20 protein-coding genes are annotated in these 16,841 nt (G+C 59.2%); 3 read left to right on the top strand and 17 right to left on the bottom strand.

Annotated features, from left to right (window positions below; translation table 11 throughout):
- The first annotated feature begins 30 nt into the window (after positions 1 to 30).
- Positions 31 to 663, top strand: a complete 633-nt coding sequence (gene aat / locus D1820_RS02325) for a leucyl/phenylalanyl-tRNA--protein transferase (protein WP_118067739.1) — start codon at positions 31 to 33, stop codon at positions 661 to 663.
- On the opposite strand, the gene D1820_RS02320 is transcribed toward aat, so the two are convergent.
- The 3 genes from D1820_RS02320 to D1820_RS02310 form a co-directional block, all read right to left on the bottom strand.
- Complete coding sequence (locus D1820_RS02320; protein ID WP_102897133.1) at positions 627 to 989, bottom strand: DUF2155 domain-containing protein; 363 nt, start codon at positions 987 to 989, stop codon at positions 627 to 629. The genes aat and D1820_RS02320 overlap by 37 nt on opposite strands.
- Positions 989 to 1,441 (bottom strand): outer membrane lipid asymmetry maintenance protein MlaD, encoded by a 453-nt coding sequence (gene mlaD / locus D1820_RS02315; RefSeq protein ID WP_014879763.1) that lies wholly within the window; start codon positions 1,439 to 1,441, stop codon positions 989 to 991. The genes D1820_RS02320 and mlaD overlap by 1 nt, the downstream gene beginning before the upstream one ends.
- Positions 1,442 to 1,535: 94 nt before the next feature.
- Positions 1,536 to 1,922, bottom strand: coding sequence for an NADH:ubiquinone oxidoreductase subunit NDUFA12 (locus D1820_RS02310; protein WP_014874382.1), 387 nt, complete (start codon positions 1,920 to 1,922; stop codon positions 1,536 to 1,538).
- A 172-nt stretch (positions 1,923 to 2,094) separates the two neighbouring features.
- Between D1820_RS02310 and D1820_RS02305 the strand changes: the two genes are divergently transcribed.
- Positions 2,095 to 2,382, top strand: a complete 288-nt coding sequence (locus tag D1820_RS02305; protein ID WP_118067738.1) for a hypothetical protein — start codon at positions 2,095 to 2,097, stop codon at positions 2,380 to 2,382.
- 25 nt (positions 2,383 to 2,407) lie between these two features.
- Here the strand turns inward: D1820_RS02305 and D1820_RS02300 are convergent, their stop codons facing one another.
- The 3 genes from D1820_RS02300 to D1820_RS02290 form a co-directional block, all read right to left on the bottom strand.
- On the bottom strand, positions 2,408 to 2,767 hold the full coding sequence (locus D1820_RS02300) for a RidA family protein (RefSeq protein ID WP_118067737.1): 360 nt from the start codon (positions 2,765 to 2,767) through the stop codon (positions 2,408 to 2,410).
- A gap of 94 nt (positions 2,768 to 2,861) precedes the next feature.
- Positions 2,862 to 4,130 (bottom strand): ATP-dependent Clp protease ATP-binding subunit ClpX, encoded by a 1,269-nt coding sequence (gene clpX, locus D1820_RS02295; RefSeq protein WP_040173193.1) that lies wholly within the window; start codon positions 4,128 to 4,130, stop codon positions 2,862 to 2,864.
- Positions 4,131 to 4,270: 140 nt separating this feature from the next.
- Positions 4,271 to 4,903 (bottom strand): ATP-dependent Clp protease proteolytic subunit, encoded by a 633-nt coding sequence (locus D1820_RS02290; protein ID WP_040178225.1) that lies wholly within the window; start codon positions 4,901 to 4,903, stop codon positions 4,271 to 4,273.
- Between the two features lie 275 nt (positions 4,904 to 5,178).
- Between D1820_RS02290 and D1820_RS02285 the strand changes: the two genes are divergently transcribed.
- Entirely contained in the window at positions 5,179 to 6,186 is a 1,008-nt protein-coding gene (locus D1820_RS02285) for a GlxA family transcriptional regulator (RefSeq protein ID WP_118067736.1), read from the top strand.
- A gap of 35 nt (positions 6,187 to 6,221) precedes the next feature.
- Here D1820_RS02285 and D1820_RS02280 read toward each other — a convergent pair whose 3' ends face one another.
- The 11 genes from D1820_RS02280 to D1820_RS02230 all read right to left on the bottom strand — a co-directional run bounded on the left by D1820_RS02280 (position 6,222) and on the right by D1820_RS02230 (position 16,616).
- On the bottom strand, positions 6,222 to 6,962 hold the full coding sequence (locus D1820_RS02280) for a lytic transglycosylase domain-containing protein (protein ID WP_254683345.1): 741 nt from the start codon (positions 6,960 to 6,962) through the stop codon (positions 6,222 to 6,224).
- Positions 6,963 to 7,219: 257 nt separating this feature from the next.
- On the bottom strand, positions 7,220 to 8,470 hold the full coding sequence (locus D1820_RS02275; RefSeq protein ID WP_118067734.1) for an Hsp70 family protein: 1,251 nt from the start codon (positions 8,468 to 8,470) through the stop codon (positions 7,220 to 7,222).
- Positions 8,471 to 8,630: 160 nt separating this feature from the next.
- Positions 8,631 to 9,680, bottom strand: a complete 1,050-nt coding sequence (locus D1820_RS02270; protein WP_118067733.1) for a c-type cytochrome — start codon at positions 9,678 to 9,680, stop codon at positions 8,631 to 8,633.
- Positions 9,664 to 10,935: a sulfite dehydrogenase gene (gene soxC, locus D1820_RS02265; RefSeq protein WP_118067732.1), complete on the bottom strand. Its 1,272-nt coding sequence runs from the start codon at positions 10,933 to 10,935 to the stop codon at positions 9,664 to 9,666. Before soxC ends, D1820_RS02270 begins: the two co-directional genes overlap by 17 nt.
- A gap of 76 nt (positions 10,936 to 11,011) precedes the next feature.
- Entirely contained in the window at positions 11,012 to 12,709 is a 1,698-nt protein-coding gene (gene soxB, locus D1820_RS02260; RefSeq protein WP_118067731.1) for a thiosulfohydrolase SoxB, read from the bottom strand.
- Between the two features lie 99 nt (positions 12,710 to 12,808).
- Complete coding sequence (soxA, locus tag D1820_RS02255; RefSeq protein WP_118067730.1) at positions 12,809 to 13,660, bottom strand: sulfur oxidation c-type cytochrome SoxA; 852 nt, start codon at positions 13,658 to 13,660, stop codon at positions 12,809 to 12,811.
- Between the two features lie 73 nt (positions 13,661 to 13,733).
- Positions 13,734 to 14,063, bottom strand: coding sequence for a thiosulfate oxidation carrier complex protein SoxZ (gene soxZ, locus D1820_RS02250; RefSeq protein ID WP_014874370.1), 330 nt, complete (start codon positions 14,061 to 14,063; stop codon positions 13,734 to 13,736).
- 49 nt (positions 14,064 to 14,112) lie between these two features.
- Positions 14,113 to 14,529 (bottom strand): thiosulfate oxidation carrier protein SoxY, encoded by a 417-nt coding sequence (gene soxY, locus D1820_RS02245; protein ID WP_118067729.1) that lies wholly within the window; start codon positions 14,527 to 14,529, stop codon positions 14,113 to 14,115.
- 50 nt (positions 14,530 to 14,579) lie between these two features.
- Positions 14,580 to 15,056, bottom strand: coding sequence for a sulfur oxidation c-type cytochrome SoxX (soxX, locus tag D1820_RS02240; protein WP_040173172.1), 477 nt, complete (start codon positions 15,054 to 15,056; stop codon positions 14,580 to 14,582).
- A gap of 197 nt (positions 15,057 to 15,253) precedes the next feature.
- Entirely contained in the window at positions 15,254 to 15,829 is a 576-nt protein-coding gene (locus D1820_RS02235; protein WP_118067728.1) for a thioredoxin family protein, read from the bottom strand.
- Positions 15,830 to 15,878: 49 nt separating this feature from the next.
- A complete protein-coding gene (locus D1820_RS02230) occupies positions 15,879 to 16,616 on the bottom strand; it encodes a cytochrome c biogenesis CcdA family protein (protein WP_118067727.1) in 738 nt (245 codons plus the stop codon).
- Between the last annotated feature and the right edge of the window lie 225 nt (positions 16,617 to 16,841).

The following is a 16,841-nucleotide window of genomic DNA, read 5'->3' as shown; positions in this document are numbered from 1 at the left end:
GTCTACCCACTCCCGTTTTAGACTAACGCCATGACCCTCACGCCAGACCTGCTGCTGCACGCCTATTCTGTCGGCGTCTTTCCAATGGCTGAAAGCCGGGATGACCCGGAGGTGTTCTGGGTAGATCCCAAGCGGCGTGGCGTCTTTCCCATTGGCGGCTTTCACCTGTCACGATCCCTGACCAAAACCCTGCGTCGGGGCGGGTATCAGATCGCAGTGAACCGGGATTTTGCAGCTGTGCTGGACGCCTGCGCGGATCGCGAAGAAACCTGGATCAACCCGGAAATTCGCGCCAGATGCATTGACCTTCACAATCAGGGCAACGCCCATTCGCTTGAGGTCTACCATGCTGGCGCGCTGACGGGCGGTGTCTACGGCGTTGCGCTGGGGGGTGCATTTTTTGGTGAGAGCATGTTCTCACGGCGGCGTGACGCGTCCAAGATTGCACTGGCCTATCTCATGGACCGCTTACAGCAATCAGGGTTCACGCTCTGCGACACGCAGTTTCTGACGCCGCATCTGGCCTCGCTCGGGGCGATCGAAATCACCCGTGCCAGCTATCGGCGCCAATTGCGCGACGCGCTGGATATCGCCGCAGACTTCACCGCTGTTGAGCTGCCCGATCCTCAGGTGCTGGTGCAGCGCATGACCCAAACGTCGTAACGGCTGTGATCCAACGCATTCAGCGCCGGGCTTGAGGCGATCATCCAACCGTCAAAATACACTGTGGCATCATTGGGGTTACGCACTGTCAGATAGGCATAGGCATCGCCCGTCGGGTTGTCCGCCGGATAGCGGCATTCCCGCAGACTGACGATCACGCCAAAAATTTCCGCGCTGCCGCCGACAGGAATTTCCAGATCCTGTGTCTGACCGTTGACCTTGTCGAGACCACGCAGAACAGCCGAACTGCCCGTTTCCGCAGCGCCCTGCGCAAAGGCGGTGCCAATGCTCAATCCACATGCCAAGACTGCCGAGAGCAGACGCATCAGCCTTCGTCCCCGCCACCTGCGACGAACTTTACCAGAAGCGAGATCAGACTGACCGCGCCTTGGGTATCTTCCACCGCATCACCTGCTTCAAAGGCAAAGGGCGATCCGCCCGGCATTACCTCGACAAAATTGCCACCCAACAGACCTTCGGAGGAAATCACCACCGCGCTGTCATCCGGGATCTCAATCCCATCTTTCACCGAAAACCGGGTATCCGCGCGGAAGGTTTGTGGGTTCAGATCAACCCCGGTCACGGTGCCAATCTTGACACCGGCAAGGCGCACATCGGTGCCGACGCTGACCCCCTCCAGTGAACGAAAGGAGGCATTGAGTTCATAGCTTGATCCGGCCCGAGACAGACCCGCGGCCTGCCCCGCATAGACGGCAAATCCGATTGCGGCGGCCAGAACCAGCCCACCTGCCAGAACCTCAGTAGTGTTATGCGACATGCTGTTTCAGCCCCTGCCCTTGGATGGGTCGACGTTCCTGCCAACCGATCAGCGCCATATCCCGGCGCTGCTGTCTCACATGGATAGGCCGGACTTACTCCGGCGACCACGCCTCATAGTCGCTGCGTTCCTTCGGGGCGCCTGCGGCCCGGATCGACCCGGCCGGCGCATAGGCCAGCATGGTGCCGGTCAGGTTTTCCTGATGCGGCTTTTCCCAGGATTTATGGGCAAGCGGCTTTTCCGACGGGACCTCGTCAAAGGTGCGGTGCAGCCAGCCATGCCAATCCGCGCCAATGCGGGAGGCCTCGACCTCGCCGTTGAACATCACCCAGCGCTTGCTGTCATCGGCATTGCGGTAAAACACGTTGCCCTGATCGTCTTCGCCCACCTTGAGCCCCTTACGGGCGGTGAAAATACGCGTATTCAAGGTCGAGCCGTTCCACCAGGTTACAGCCCGCAAGAGAGAGTTCAGGATTCCCATCGGTTCCTCCGAAAATTTCGCTTCTGATATGGCGCAATTTGCCGCCAAGGTCCAGACACGCCGCACCCGCCCGTGGGGATTGTCGCAAAACTTCTTGGACAAGTGCACAAACAGGCCACAATTGCGGCCCATGTTGATCTCGAAATCTTAACATCCGATAGCGAGGCCGCGCGTGCGCTTCATCCTTTCTCTGGTTGCGACCCTTATTGTCAGTGTTGCCGTTCTGGATCTGATGCAGGTTACCAGCCTGATGATCCACGGCAACCGCGCCCATCAGGGGGCAAAGACAATCCGCCTGACCGAACCAGAGACCGGAGACTGGCAAAAGATGACAGAGAAGACACTGACCGCCGCGAAAACTGTGCTGGGCCTTGAGCCGGAACCGGAGAAAAGCGAGCTACAACAGTTGATGGACCGACGGCGCAAAGAAACGGCACCGATGCGTGCCTTCGAATTCTAGCCGTCCCTGCTCTGTCGACGCCGCATTAGCCCGGCGCCAGAGCCGTGACCTCAATCTCGATCCGAAACTTGGGGTCGATCAACCCGCATTCAATCATCGTGGCAGCAGGCGGGTTGTCGCCAAAGGTCTGCGCCAACAACGGCCAGCAGGGTTCGAAGTCTGCCCGATCCGGCAGGTAGTAATTCACCCGCACCACATCGGCAAAACTGGCGCCCGCCTCAGCCAATGCAGCACCAATGGTGTCGAGCGCCGATTGACACTGCGCCACCACATCATCGCCCTGCCCCACGGTCCCCGCGACATGCACAAACCCGCCTGCAACCACCGCGCGGCAATATCCTATCTTGGCCTCAAATTCACCACCTGAGGAGATACGTCTGATCATCACAACTGTCCTTCGTCATAGAAAAACGGCGCAGGGTTCCCCCTGCGCCGCCTGAAATCAATCGTCACGCGTTGAACACGTGTCGCGCTTAGGTTCAGCCCGCTGTGGCCGGCTCTTTTTCGGCGTCAGCGTGGATCATCAGGGGCTGTGCGTCAGAGGTCACGGCCTCTTCGTTGACGACCACTTTTTCGACGCTGTCCATGCCCGGCAACTCAAACATGGTGTTGAGCAGGATGTCCTCCAGAATGGAGCGCAGCCCACGGGCGCCGGTTTTGCGTTCGATCGCTTTCTTCGCGATGGAGCTCAGCGCCTCGTCGGTGAAGTCCAGTTCGGTGTCTTCCAGTTCAAAGAGACGCTGATACTGTTTGACCAGAGCGTTCTTCGGCTTGGTCAGGATGGTGATCAGCGCATCTTCGTCCAGATCTTCCAGCGTCGCCAGAACCGGCAGGCGGCCGACGAATTCCGGGATCAGACCGAATTTCAGCAGATCCTCCGGCTCCAGATCCTTGAAGGTTTCGCCCACACCCGCATCACTGTCATCACGCACATCCGCGCCAAAGCCCATGGCAGAGCCCTTGCCACGCTGCTTGATGATCTTATCCAGACCAGCAAAAGCGCCACCGCAGATGAACAGGATATTGGTGGTGTCAACCTGCAGGAATTCCTGCTGCGGATGCTTGCGCCCGCCCTGCGGCGGAACCGAGGCTACGGTGCCTTCCATCAGTTTCAGCAAGGCCTGCTGCACCCCCTCGCCCGACACATCGCGGGTGATCGACGGGTTTTCCGACTTGCGGGTAATCTTGTCGACCTCGTCGATATAGACAATGCCGCGCTGCGCGCGTTCGACATTGTACTCCGACGCCTGCAGCAGCTTCAGAATAATGTTTTCAACATCTTCACCGACATAACCCGCCTCGGTGAGGGTGGTGGCATCGGCCATGGTGAAGGGCACATCCAGAATCCGCGCCAGCGTCTGCGCCAGCAACGTCTTGCCGCAACCAGTAGGGCCGATCAGCAGGATGTTGGATTTCGACAATTCAATGTCCGAACCGGCCTTCTGGGCGTGGTTCAGGCGCTTGTAGTGATTGTGCACCGCAACCGACAGCACCCGCTTTGCCATGGCCTGACCGATCACATAGTCGTCCAGAACTTCGCAGATGTCCTTCGGTGTGGGCACACCGTCGGTGGATTTCAGGCCAGAGGCCTTGGTCTCTTCGCGGATGATGTCCATGCACAATTCGACGCATTCGTCGCAGATGAACACGGTTGGGCCCGCAATTAGCTTGCGCACCTCATGCTGGCTCTTGCCGCAGAAGCTGCAATAAAGCGTGTTCTTGCTGTCGCCGCTTGAGTTCGTTGCCATGGTCTACCTTTCCGTCCGGGGCGTGCATGCGCCTCCTGCGCCACCCGTAATATTGGCAGCTTATGCCACCGGCACAGCCGCCACAATCGCAAAGTGTGCCCCGATGACGACGGGGCACACTTGTCAGCTCACACCGCTGATCAGCTGTCCTCTGGGTCCAGCTTGCTGCGGTTTTCAACGATTTCGTCGATCAGACCGAAGTCTTTTGCATCCTCAGGCGACATGAAGTTGTCGCGCTCCAGCGCGTCCACGATTTTGTCGTATTCCTGACCGGTGTGCTTGACGTAGATTTCGTTCAGACGCTTCTTCAGCTTCAGCGTCTCTTCGGCGTGGATCATGATATCCGTTGCCTGACCCTGAAAACCACCTGAGGGCTGGTGAACCATCACGCGGCTGTTGGGCAGCGAGAAGCGCATGCCGGCCTCGCCAGCGGTCAGAAGGAGCGAGCCCATGGAGGCCGCCTGACCAATCACCAGCGTCGAGACCTTCGGTTTGATGTACTGCATGGTGTCGTAGATCGACAGGCCGGAGGTCACAACGCCGCCGGGGCTGTTGATGTACATCGAAATCTCTTTCGAGGGGTTTTCTGCCTCAAGATGCAGCAACTGCGCCACGATGAGCGAGCTCATCCCGTCGTGAACCGGACCATTCAGAAAAATGATCCGCTCCTTCAGCAGGCGGGAAAAGATATCATAGGCGCGTTCACCGCGGCTGGTCTGCTCAACCACCATCGGCACCAGCGTGTTCATGTATGTTTCTCTTGGATCGACCATATTGACCTGCCTGCTTTGGATTGTGTCGGCATCATAGCCGACTGAGTATTACCTGAGTCTTAGTGCCGGCACATTTGGGCTGCAAGGGGCGGTGTTTGTTTTTGCCTTCCGTTGTGGCCAGCCCCGAACCGGCGGCCGCGATGGCGCAAACAGTCCGGTCGGCGTCGAAAACCGCAGTCCCGCCGTCGCAAAACGTTGGATGCAAGCCGCAGATCGGGGTTAACTAGCATAGATCACAGACCCAACCGAAACCGGCGTGTTACAGGCTCCCCAATATGATCGACGATTATTTTGTGCAAAAAGGGGCTTCGGCCAATCTGACCATCCCCTTTGACGGGGAGCCTCAGGATTTCTATTTCCTGTTGTTGCCAAAGGCGACGATGCTGCCGATTGCGGCCGCTGTGGAGCCACTGCGCATTGCCAATCAGGTGACCAACACGCAGCTCTATCGCTGGTATGTGATGACGCCCGACGGCACGCCGATCCAATGCTCCAATGGGATGACCATCACCCCCGATCTGCCGATGGGACCGCTTCCGGGGGACGCCTTGGCCTTTGTCTGTTCCGGTGTGGAGCCGCAGAATGCCGCCAGTGACGCGGTGCTGAACTGGCTCAGACGCGAGCGCCGGTTTGGCCGTTCCATCGGCGGGATCTGCACCGGCGCCTTTGCTCTGGCGCAGGCCGGGTTGCTGGGCGATCATCGCTTCACCCTCCATTGGGAAAACCAGCCTGGGTTTGTCGAACGCTACCCGGATCTGCTGCCCTCCCCCCGGATCTTTGAGATCAGCGATACGCTGATGACCTGTGGCGGCGGCAATGCAGCCACGGATATGATGCTGAACCTGATCGAAGACCGCCACGGCAAACAGCTGGCGATCATCGTGGCGGATATGTGCCTGCATGTGCGCACCGGCGGTCAGAGTACGCCGCAGAAATCCAACTATGCTGTTGCCATTGGCAGCCGCAACCAGCGCCTGTTGAACGCGCTGCAACTGATGCAGGAATCGATTGAGGAACCGCTGTCCATTGGGGAGCTGTGTGATCGGCTGGACATTTCGCGCCGCCAGCTGGAGCGGCTGTTTGCCCGCTATCTCGACCAAAGCCCGATGCATGTCTATTTCGACATGCGCCTCAGCCATGCGTTTGCGCTGATGAATGAAACATCGATGTCCGTCACAGAGATCGCGCTGGCGTCCGGATTCAACAGTGCCACGCATTTCTCGCGCCAGTTCAAACGCAAATTCGGCGCCAGCCCGCATTTTTTCCGCAAAGGCTGGAACTAAACAGCCCTTGCGGTAACAGCTGTTATTTGGCCCGGTCAGCCGTCGATCTTGCGCCCCATGATCGCCAGGGACTGCTGATAGACCGTTGCCGCATTCCACTGTTTCAGCACCTTATAGTTGGGCTCGCCCTGCTGATAGCCGCGTCCCGGTTTCCAGCCTTTCTTGCGTAGAAAATAGGCGGTTGAGGCCAGCGCATCGCCCATGTTGTAGAAATCCACCCGCCCGTTGCCGTCCCAGTCGACACCATAGTTCAGCGCATTGCCGGGCAAAAACTGGGTATGGCCCAATTCGCCATGTTTAGCCCCTTTGGTCGCGCCGGTGATCGCACCACGATCCACCAGTTTCAGCGCGCCAATGGCATGGGGTTTGAAAAACTCAGAACGGCGGCAATCATAGGTCAGTGTGACGATGGCAGAGACCACCTGACTATCGCCCATGTAGTTGCCAAAGGCGGTTTCCATACCATGGATGGCGATCAGGATCCCGGCAGGCACGCCGTATTTACGTTCCAACGCGGCAAAGAAGTCGGCATTGCGTGCCTTCCGCTTGCGCCCCTGTGCAATGATCGTATTGGCGCCACGGATCTGCATGAATTTCTCCAGAGAGTAGCGAAAGCTCTTCTGGTTGCGATCCGCAGCAATGGTGCGACGGGCGTAGGTTGTGTTGGCCAGCGCATTCAGCCCGGCCTGGCGCACGCCGGCCCGTTTGGCCTCAGCGGCGAAGTCGCGTTTCCAACTGTCAAATCCGGCAGAGGTATTGCCGCAGGTCGCGGCCATAGCGGTGTACGGCAGACCACACAGTAGCGCCGCAGACAGAGTGGTGGCTAACCATCCCCCTGCCCGCCGCTGCGCTGTTTCTTTGCGGGTATTGGCCGTAACAGATTGTGAGAGAGATCGACGAAACAACTGGAAAATCATAAAAACCTGGGTCCAACGCTTGGGAAATGGGTTTCCAGTCTAGCGGATTTCCGCATCAAAGCCAGTCACAGGATCAGCGTTTTTCCCCTTGCTCGCGTCGATGCCCTTACCCTCGCTCAGGCAAAGACGCTGCCGGATGCCAACGCCAGACCATCCGCCACGGCGGTCATCGCGTTTTCGGCGTAAAGTTCCGCCTTTGGGCAAAGCTGCTGCATCTGCTGCTGCACCCCCTTCAACAGGGCTGAGCCGCCCACCAGCACCACCCGCGAAACCTGCTCCGCGCGCAAATCGGCGCGGCACAGGGTTTCCTGGGCACAGGCGGTAATCTCGGCGATATCGGCGGCAAGGCTGCGTTGAAGACCCTCAGCAGCCAGCGGCACCGACAGGCCCCGTTCCAGCACTTTCAGATCAATCACCGCACTACGCTCTCCCGGTTGGTTGGCCGCAATTTTGCCCCGCTCCACCGCAAAGGCGAGATCATGGCCCAGCTCATCCTCCAGCACGGATAGCAAGCGCGCCAGTTTTTCCGGCTCCTCGGCATTGCGCGCCAGATCCTGTGCGGCCCGGCGGCTATCCGCAGCATAGAGGAATGGGATCATCTGCCAAGTCGCCAGATCGTTGAACAACCGATTAGGTGCGGGCAGGCTGCCACCGCCGAAGCTGTTGCGAATAGCACTGCCCCGGCCCAGAAGCGGCATGACGTGATCAATGCTCAGCTGCCGATCAAAATCTGTCCCGCCAAGGCGCACACCGTGAGAGGCCAGAATGCGGGTCGTGCCCTCTGTGGTTTGCTCAAACGCGGTGAAATCCGAGGTGCCGCCGCCGATATCGACGATCAGCCCGATACCGGATTGCGCGCGGGCCGACCGCAGAGCCGCCTCCGGTTCCAGCATGAAGCGCACATCCTCAAACCCTGCCGCCATATAGCAGGCGCGCAGATCCACCTCTGCCTGTGCATTGCGGGTGGCATCCTTGCTGTGGAACAACACCGGGCGGCCGGACAGCGCATGGGTGAAGGTCTGTCCGGTGGCCACCTCGGCACGCGTCCTCAGCGCTGCCAAAAACCGTGCCACTATGGTTACGAAATCAACCAGTTCTCCGTTCAGACGGCGTTTTTCATGCATCAAGGGGGTGCCAAGCAGGCTTTTCAAGGCGCGCATAAACCGCCCTTCGTCGCCGTTGATCAGTGCCCGTGTGGCCCGGCGCCCGATGATCATACTGCGGCTGTCTATGTCAAAGAACACCGCCGTCGGCAGGGTGGTTTCCCCCGGCTCGACCTCAATCAGCCAAGGGCGCCCGTTCACGGCGACACCCGCCGCGGAGTTCGAGGTGCCAAAGTCGATACCAAGGGTGTTGGGATGGGTCATGTCGGGCACCTGTCGCTCAGAAAGAACCGGCGTAAGTATCGCAAGGGCCTGCGCAAAACAAGGGCCCAGAGACATGTGACACAGGATCGACGCGCCTGAAATGAAACCACCCCCGCCCCTGTCGGTTGCGGAGGTGGTGTGCAGGGCGATGCCCCCGGCGTCATTCGGCAGTAGCGGCTTTCAGATAGGCAATCACCGCCTCGATATCGGCGTCTTTCTTCAGTCCCGCAAAGGACATCTTGGTGCCCTTCATGTATTTCTTCGGCTTGGCGAGAAACGCGGCAAGTTCGGCCTCATCCCAGACCAAACCACCCTCGGCAGCGGCTTTCATTGCTTTTGAGTAACGGAACCCCTCAACATGGGCCGCCGGCGCGCCGATAATCCCGTTCAGGATCGGACCGGTTTTCGATTTGGCCCCCGCCCCGATCTGGTGGCAGGACTTGCATTTACGAAAGGTTTTCTCGCCCTTGGCGACCAGTTCCGGGTCCAAGGCAACAACCACGTCGGCAGGGACCTCTGCGGGTTGCTCGGCTGCTGTGTCCTCAACCGGTTCGACGTCGGCGGGTGCTTCGGCCCGGTCTTCCTCAGGCGTCACATCCAGCACCATGGCGCGCATGGTGATTTCAACGCCGTCCTTGCAATTCTCCATGCAAGGTTCCGGGTTCCAGAAGTGCTTCTCCGCCTCCAGCCGGTCATCCAAGACGAATCCATCCACATTGGGAAGCTCCACATCGGCGAAGGTCGCATCCGACAGCACAAATTCATCATCCACCAGATCGTTGGAATAGAGAATATAGGCCACGATGGCATAGACCTCATCCGGGGTCAGCGACTGCGCATCGCCAAATGGCATGGACCGGTTCACATAGTCCCAAGTGGTAGAGAGATAGGGCCAGTAGCTGCCGACGGTCTTCAGTGGATCATCATGATCCAATGTGCCCTGCCCACCTGCGAGCTTGGGCCAGTTGCCGACACCTTCGGCAAAGTCGCCATGGCAGACGGCGCATTTCTCGGCAAAGACCTCTTCGCCGGTGAACACATCGCCTGACCCTTCCGGCAGGCCGGTGCCGTCAGGGGCAACGTCCAGATCCCAGGCAGCGATTTCCTCCGGCATGGCAGGACGGCCCAGGCCAAACCCCTCTGCATAAACCGGAACCGCCAAAGCCGCTGCAACGGCTGTTGCTGTGATAAGCTTAGGAAACTTCGACATTTTCCGCCTCCCCACTTGCCTTGACCCACCAGGTCTGGATGGCGTTGTTGTGATAAATCGAATTCAGCCCTCGCACCTCGCGCAGCTGCGCCTTGGTCGGTTGCACGTAGCCGGAGGCGTCGCGGGCACGGCTTTGCAGCAACATCTCGGAGCCGTCCCAGTTGGTATCGAGGTAAAAGCGCGTCAGCGCCTTGTCCGTGCCGGGAGCCGCCAGACGTGCCTCCTGCCAGCTCTTGCCGCCATCTACCGACACATCAACCCCGGTGATCGCACCACGACCCGACCAGGCCAACCCTGTGATCACCAGCGGCCCCGTGCTATGTTTGATCGGCGATTGCGGGCTGGGGCTGGTGACGACGGATTTCGCGTCCATCTCCCAGGTCCATTTGCGGCTGGTGCCGTCAGCCAGCGTATCGGTGTATTTCGAGGTTTCCTCGCGGCTTTCGACCGGCTGGTCCATCACCTCAACCCGGCGCAGCCATTTGATCCACATATTGCCCTCCCAGCCCGGCACCACCAGGCGCACGGGATAGCCATGCTCCTTGCGCAGCGCCTCGCCATTGGCCTTGAAGGCGACCAGCACGTCATCCATCGCCTTTTTCAGCGGGATGGAGCGGCCGTTTGAGGAGGCATCCGCGCCCTCCACGTAGACCCATTTGCCTGCGGGGTTTACACCCGCTTCCTCCAGCAGAGTGCGCAGCGGAACACCGGAATACTCCATATTGTGGATCATACCGTGGGTGAACTGCGCGCCATTCAGCTGCGCGCCCGCCCACTCCATGCCGGAATTCGCCGCACACTCGCAGAAATAGACGCGGTTTTCGCGCGGGAAACGCTCCAGATCCGCATAGGTGAACACCAAGGGGGTATCGACCAGCCCGTTGATCATCAGCCGGTAGTCTTCCTTGCGCAGTTCAATCGCGCCCGAGTGGTGCCGCTCAAACGCGCAGCCCTGCGGGGTGATGGTGCCGTCCAGCGCGTGGATCGGGGTGAAGTTGATCGACGAGATGGTGTCCGCCGTCAGCCACTCCACATTGCGCCGGATCACATCTGCCTCATACTCAATGGGCAAGCCATAGGGCGTCGCATCCACTCCGTCGCCCAGACCAGAGGCCCAGTCCTGCACCTCGGTGATCAGCGGATCAGGGGTCGCGGCCTGTGCCGAGCGGCCCGTCACCGCCCCTGCCCCGACCGCCGCAGCACCGGCCAGAAACTGGCGGCGTGAAGGGCTGGTTTGTTTCGGTTTGTCGTTCATCTCTGATCGTCTCCTTACATCGAAAAATTCACTTTCGTGAATTCATCAGCGTAAAATTTTTTGGCGGATGCCGGGCTTAGACGCCCGACACCTGTACGGAATTGTTCGGGGAAAGGGTGACGGTGCCCATCTTACGAATGTGGTTTTCGACCACATCCCAGATTTGCGGGCCTTCGGTGCCTTCATTCACGCTGGCCCAGCCAGCAACGATGTAGGTCTTGGCCGGATCAATCGCTTCCCCAGTCTTGAGCAGCGTCATATTGCTGATCCGTTCACCCTGCGGCTTGGTAATGTCGATGTGGTAGCCCATGCCGCCAACCCGCACCATGTCGCCGCCCTGCTGGTAATAGGGATCGGGATTGAAGATATTGTCGGCCACATCCTCCATCACAACCTTTAGGAATTCGCCGGTCATCTCATTGCGATAGGCGGCACCATAGCTCATGGAGGTGACGTTCCAGATATCCTCGCGGGTGATGTCATCGCCCGGCAACAAGGACGGTCCCCAGCGCACACCGGGCGACAGGGCGATATCGGCCTCCCGTTCACTTAGCAACGCGTCGCAGATCAGGTCATCCCAGGTCCCGTTGAAGTTACCGCGCCGATAGAGCAGCTCATCAGTCTGTCCGATCACTTCAGCCAGGTCGGCCTCATAAGGGGCGCGCTGATCGTCGATCAGCTGAGTGATCACCGGATCGGGCGCAATCACATCAGAAAACACAGGGATCAACTTATGCCGCAACCCCATCAGCTGGCCATCGCGCACGTCCAGATCGACGCGGGAGACAAATTTCCCGTTGGAGCCAGAGGCAATGATGTGGGTCTGCTCGACCAGAACCGGCTCGGGCAGCGCGTCATGGGTATGGCCCGACAGGATCACGTCGATGCCGCTGACCACTCCGGCCATTTTCTTATCTACGTCAAACCCGTTGTGCGACAGCACCACGACAACATCCGCACCAGCGGCGCGCACCTCGTCGACCATCTCCTGCATATGCTCATCGCGGATCCCGAAGGAGTATTCCGGGAACATCCAGCCGGGGTTTGCAATCGGCATATAGGGGAAGGCCTGACCGATCACGGCGACCTTCGCGCCGCCACGGTCGAAGAACTTATAAGGTTTGAACAGCTCAGCCGGCTCATCCCATTCCGCATCAAAGATGTTTTGGCCAAGAGCCGCAAAGGGCAGCCCCTCCACGATCTCATTCACCCGGTCAGAGCCCAGCGTGAACTCCCAGTGGAAGGTCATCGCATCCGGCTTCAGCGCGTTCATCACATTGACCATGTCCTGGCCGACCGTGTGATGGCAGGTGTAGGAGCCGTGCCAAGTGTCGCCGCCATCAAGCAGAAGCGCATCCGGGCGGTCGGCCCGGATCGCATTGATAATTGTGGATACCCGGTCCAAGCCGCCAACGCGGCCATACCCCTGCGCAAGCGACGTAAAATCATTGTAGGTCAGCGCATAGGCGGAGGGGCTGCCATCAGCGATCCCATACGCCTTGCGGAAGTCCGCACCGGTGATGTGAGGCACCTGGCCCTTGTTCTCGCCAACGCCCAGATTGATCGACGGTTCGCGGAAATAGATCGGCTTCAGCTGGGCATGAATATCGGTGACATGGACCAGGCTGATATTGCCATAAGTGTCAAACTGCAAAAGCTGATCCTGTGTCAGCTTCTGCTGGGCCGCCAACCGACCCCAGTTGCCAAAACCGGAGGCACCGACCAAAGCGGAGGCTGCCATGGAGACCTGCATGAAATCACGCCGCGAGATCATTGGGTTATCTTTCTACTGAGACATGCGATATATTCGCATGTTTGAATGAAATAAGTGGAAACGCGCCCCGTACCATTGCTGATACGGGGCCACGCTAGATCAGTTACGGACAGACGGCGCCTCGACCGAGAGGCCATTGCCCCGAGAAGCCACATAGAGCTCCAGCGCCACGAACTCAGCCGACCCCGGCTTGTAAGTCTCCGCGCGGGTGTCGCGCACGCAGCCTTTGAACCGCGCATGGGCGGTGTTCAGCTTGGTGTTCTTCAACCGGTAGACCGGGAAACCATTGATCTGCCCCTGGCTCAGGTGGTCGGCGCGGATCATGTTGCCATAGTTGTCCTCATGGCAATTGGCGCAGGAGAGTTCCAGCTGACCCGTGCGGGTATAATAGAGTTCCTTGCCCTGCTCCCAGGTGGACTGGGCCGGTCCGTCGATGGCCACATTCACCGGCATCCCACGTGATTGCACTGAAATCAGCGCCTCCATGGCCGCCATTTTACCGCCGGTGTATTTCCACTTATCGGCGCCCATCTGGCTCTCACGGCAGTCGTTGATCTGCATCGCAAGGGTGCGGATCTCTCCTGCGTCCTCGTTCCACTTGGGGTAGACCGCGCGGACACCTGCCATGCTTTCCTCGACATCGTCGTGACAGGAAGCGCAGGATTTCTCCGCGGTGCCCTCAACCTTGGACCAAGTATCAATGGCCTGATCGACAAACACCATCGCGGGGTTGTCAAAATCATCCATTTGCAGCGCCTGCGTCTCGTCCGAGCGGAAATGCCAGCCCGACATCACCTCGTCCAGCGCGTCAGAGATATGGCCAGGTGCCGTGGTCTTGGTGACCATTTCAATCTCTTCGTTGACGACCAGCGTGTCGTCATCTGCCTCGGCATAAGCCGCGACAGGCAGCGCCATCGCCATGGCAATTGCAGTGATTGCCTTATTGTTCATGTTGTTTCCTCCCTTGGGTGGTCGTCCCGCCCGGTGTCCCGGACAGGGCGTTTGCCTATGGATCCGGAAGGGATCAGCCGATCGCGATCGACTTTTGTTCCGTGTAGACCGACCCGTCGTCGTCATACCAGGTGAAGACAAAATCGCCCGCTTCGGGGACGGTCGCATCAAACTGGAAATACGGGTTGGTGGAAATGGCAGGTTCCATGGTCACATCGACAACGCTCTCGCCGTTGAATTCGCAAGTGAAGCGATTGATGATCGACCGTGGAATGACATTGCCTTCCTTGTCTTTGCGCTGACCGCTTTCCATCTTGTGGCTGATCAGCGTCTTGATGGTCACCGCTTCGCCTGCGGCTGCTTTCTTGGGGACTTTGACGCGGGGTTTTACACCGGATGCCATGTCGTAAACTCCTGATATCTATGGGGTGAGCCTGAATGACAGGTCGCGCTTAGCCGCCGCAGCCGCCGATGGTTACCTTGACGGTGGAACTGGCCTTGGCAAAGCTGCCGTCGGCCATCTTGGCTACGGCCACGATATCCTGCGTGCCTGCAAGGCGGATCCGGGTGGAGGCAGACTGGCTGGCAGCCAGCGGGCCAAAGGCGAAGGTCGCCACGCCAGGGGTCGGGTTGCCGGTCGCCAGAATCATGATGGCGGTGGCACCGGGGGCATCGACCGCGATTGGAACCGTATTGCCGTTTTCAGCGATTTCCGGCGCGGTCAGTGTCAGGCCGGTGTCGGCCATCTTCGCACCACCGGTGAATTCTGCAATCCGATCCTCGGTTGCAGCAACGACACGCAGGGGCAGCATGGTCAGAGCAGCGGCCCCAAGGCCAAGACCAAGTGTGTCGCGACGTGAGAACTCCATCGTATGTCTCCTTTGACGTTGATGGCGCAAAAAGATCCCGGTCTTTTGCGTCAGTCTTCTTTCAGGGTCGCAAGAAATGCGACCACATCTTCGATTTCCTGAGCGGTCAGGATGGGCGGCAGCGGCTCAGTGCCCGCCTCGCCCGTGTAGGCATCGCCCGGACGAATGAAGCCATCGACCTTGTAGAAGGCCGGCATCATCGTACCGTCGAATGTCATCTTGGCGTTGGCCACGAGGCCGCGCAGTTCGGCTTCGCTCCAGCGGCTGCCTGCACCGTCAAGCGCGGGGCCGATTTCGCCGTGGAATGGCACATCGGACAGCGCGGTCACCTGATGGCAGGCCACGCAATTGCCCTTGGATTTATCGCCAACCAGCAATGCGCCACTGGCGGCATCCCCGGCAGCCCCGCTGAGCGATGCGGCAACGGCGCCATCTTCGTCGTAGCCGACGTCTTTCGGCGCAATCTCAGCGGCAAACGCAACTGTCCCGGCCAGACAAGCTGCCAGTGTCAGAGATATTTGCTTCATGTTTCCTCCCATTGGCTCCCACGCGCTTTTGGCGTGCTTCGCTGGCGGTTACCCTAGGCGACCTCACCCGCTTTACGCAACATCAAATTCAGTAATTTGAATTTTATTATGTCGTTTCATATGACCCGCCCAAGAGAGGTCGCAACACGCAGCTGCTGCAGGTTGGCTGGCATGTCAGGCACGGGGCACGCAGCCCCTCAATCAGCAGAGCCGTTGTCGCGCTCCTGAATGCGACGGGCATGATAACGCTGGAAATCTTCACCGTTATCAAGATTGTAGCGCTCTTCCTTAACCCAGGTGAACATGTCCAGCGTGGTTCCAACGCCAAAGGCCCCCGGCATGATCGACACCGCCGCCTGAGGGGCCGGAACCGCGGGCACCTCTTGGGGTAGGAACATCATGGTCGGCGTAAACAGGATGCCCCATTTGCGCGCCATATCCTTTTCGGACAGGGTTTCGCCGTCGAAATCCGTCACCTCCACATCACCATAAAGATTGAGCTGCACGACGAAGAAATTGTCCGCGATGTAGCTGCTGATCTGAGGTTTGGGAAACACCTCCTCGTGCATTTTGGTGCAGTAGATGCAGCCTCTCTGCTCAAAGAACAGAACCAGCCGTTTTCCTTCGGCGTTGGCCTCCTCCAGATCCTCGCGCAGATCCTTGAAGGTCTCGCGCATCCAGGGGGTTTTGTGCAGGCCATCGTCGCCCAGCTCTACTGCCAAAACGGGCCCGGCGCAGAGCAGCCACAGCACGGCAATCCACAATCGTCTCATCTCTCATCCTCCCGTTCAGGTTCACAATAGACGCACGGCGCACCACTGATCAGCCAATGTTCGTAAAGGCAGGAAACCAGCGGATCATCGCCTCGGCAATATAGCGCACACTGCCGGTCGCGATCAGCACCGCAAAAACTATCAACATGACCCCCATCCCCTTCTCCACCCAGGCAAAGGCCGCCCGGTGGCGCGCCACAAAGCCAAGAAACGGACGCGCAAACAGGGCTGCGATCACAAAAGGTGCGGTCATCGCCGCGCCATAGACCAGCAACAGCAGCCCACCACGCCAGATATCGCCCATGCCAGAGGCGATCATCAGGATCGAGGCCAAGGCAGGCCCCACACAGGGCGTCCAGCCAAAGCCGAAAGCCAGCCCCATCATATATGCCCCGGCATAGGTCGCGGGCGACGCGCTACTCTCAACCCGGGCTTCGCGGTACAGCAGCGGAATGCGCACGACCCCGAGAAAATGCAGACCAAACACCAGCAGCAGGGCCGCCGCCCCATAGGCAAGGATATCAAGATACTGCCCGAACAACTGCCCCAGCGCAGTGGCGCCCATGCCCATCAGTACAAACACGGTGGTCACGCCAGCGGCAAAACAGATCGACGCCAGCACCAGCCGACGCTGCGCGCCTGGCGCAATGTCATCTTCGCTGCGCAGCTCAGCCATGGAGAGCCCGCCCATGTAGGACAGGTAAAACGGCACCATCGGCAGAACACAGGGGGTGAAGAACGACAAAAGCCCGGCAATCACAGCCCCAAACAGGGAAATTTCCAGCATGTTCTTGGGTCCCTTGCGACCATATGTGTTCGACCTGTTCAGACCGTGATCGCCGCGCCGCACCGACAGCGATGTCCCGCCAATTGCTGACACGAACGAGATCGCCGCGGGTGCGTGGCAGAGGTGGCAGCGCCCGCCGACGTCCTGAGGGCACAGTCTGCTCTGTGAAACTTGTACTATTCACATATTCAAATTACGTAGTACATATAGACACCGACCAGACCG

The organism is Phaeobacter sp. LSS9 (genome assembly GCF_003443595.1).
Classification (GTDB): Bacteria; Pseudomonadota; Alphaproteobacteria; order Rhodobacterales; family Rhodobacteraceae; genus Phaeobacter; species Phaeobacter piscinae.
The sequence above is the reverse complement of the archived record's forward strand: the minus strand, read 5'-3'. Positions and strand labels throughout refer to the sequence as shown.

Excerpts from the sequence above, each read along its gene's own strand:
- soxB (WP_118067731.1), bottom strand. The coding sequence starts at position 12,709 with ATGATCTCGCGGCGTGATTTCATGCAGGTCTCCATGGCAGCCTCCGCT.
- D1820_RS02290 (WP_040178225.1), bottom strand. The coding sequence starts at position 4,903 with ATGGTCGATCCAAGAGAAACATACATGAACACGCTGGTGCCGATGGTG.
- D1820_RS02230 (WP_118067727.1), bottom strand. The coding sequence starts at position 16,616 with ATGCTGGAAATTTCCCTGTTTGGGGCTGTGATTGCCGGGCTTTTGTCG.
- mlaD (WP_014879763.1), bottom strand. The coding sequence starts at position 1,441 with ATGTCGCATAACACTACTGAGGTTCTGGCAGGTGGGCTGGTTCTGGCC.
- soxA (WP_118067730.1), bottom strand. The coding sequence starts at position 13,660 with ATGAACAATAAGGCAATCACTGCAATTGCCATGGCGATGGCGCTGCCT.
- D1820_RS02280 (WP_254683345.1), bottom strand. The coding sequence starts at position 6,962 with ATGGCCGCGACCTGCGGCAATACCTCTGCCGGATTTGACAGTTGGAAA.
- aat (WP_118067739.1), top strand. The coding sequence starts at position 31 with ATGACCCTCACGCCAGACCTGCTGCTGCACGCCTATTCTGTCGGCGTC.
- D1820_RS02285 (WP_118067736.1), top strand. The coding sequence starts at position 5,179 with ATGATCGACGATTATTTTGTGCAAAAAGGGGCTTCGGCCAATCTGACC.
- D1820_RS02270 (WP_118067733.1), bottom strand. The coding sequence starts at position 9,680 with ATGTCGAAGTTTCCTAAGCTTATCACAGCAACAGCCGTTGCAGCGGCT.
- D1820_RS02275 (WP_118067734.1), bottom strand. The coding sequence starts at position 8,470 with ATGACCCATCCCAACACCCTTGGTATCGACTTTGGCACCTCGAACTCC.
- clpX (WP_040173193.1), bottom strand. The coding sequence starts at position 4,130 with ATGGCAACGAACTCAAGCGGCGACAGCAAGAACACGCTTTATTGCAGC.
- soxX (WP_040173172.1), bottom strand. The coding sequence starts at position 15,056 with ATGAAGCAAATATCTCTGACACTGGCAGCTTGTCTGGCCGGGACAGTT.
- soxZ (WP_014874370.1), bottom strand. The coding sequence starts at position 14,063 with ATGGCATCCGGTGTAAAACCCCGCGTCAAAGTCCCCAAGAAAGCAGCC.
- D1820_RS02310 (WP_014874382.1), bottom strand. The coding sequence starts at position 1,922 with ATGGGAATCCTGAACTCTCTCTTGCGGGCTGTAACCTGGTGGAACGGC.
- soxY (WP_118067729.1), bottom strand. The coding sequence starts at position 14,529 with ATGGAGTTCTCACGTCGCGACACACTTGGTCTTGGCCTTGGGGCCGCT.
- D1820_RS02300 (WP_118067737.1), bottom strand. The coding sequence starts at position 2,767 with ATGATCAGACGTATCTCCTCAGGTGGTGAATTTGAGGCCAAGATAGGA.
- D1820_RS02235 (WP_118067728.1), bottom strand. The coding sequence starts at position 15,829 with ATGAGACGATTGTGGATTGCCGTGCTGTGGCTGCTCTGCGCCGGGCCC.
- soxC (WP_118067732.1), bottom strand. The coding sequence starts at position 10,935 with ATGAACGACAAACCGAAACAAACCAGCCCTTCACGCCGCCAGTTTCTG.
- D1820_RS02320 (WP_102897133.1), bottom strand. The coding sequence starts at position 989 with ATGCGTCTGCTCTCGGCAGTCTTGGCATGTGGATTGAGCATTGGCACC.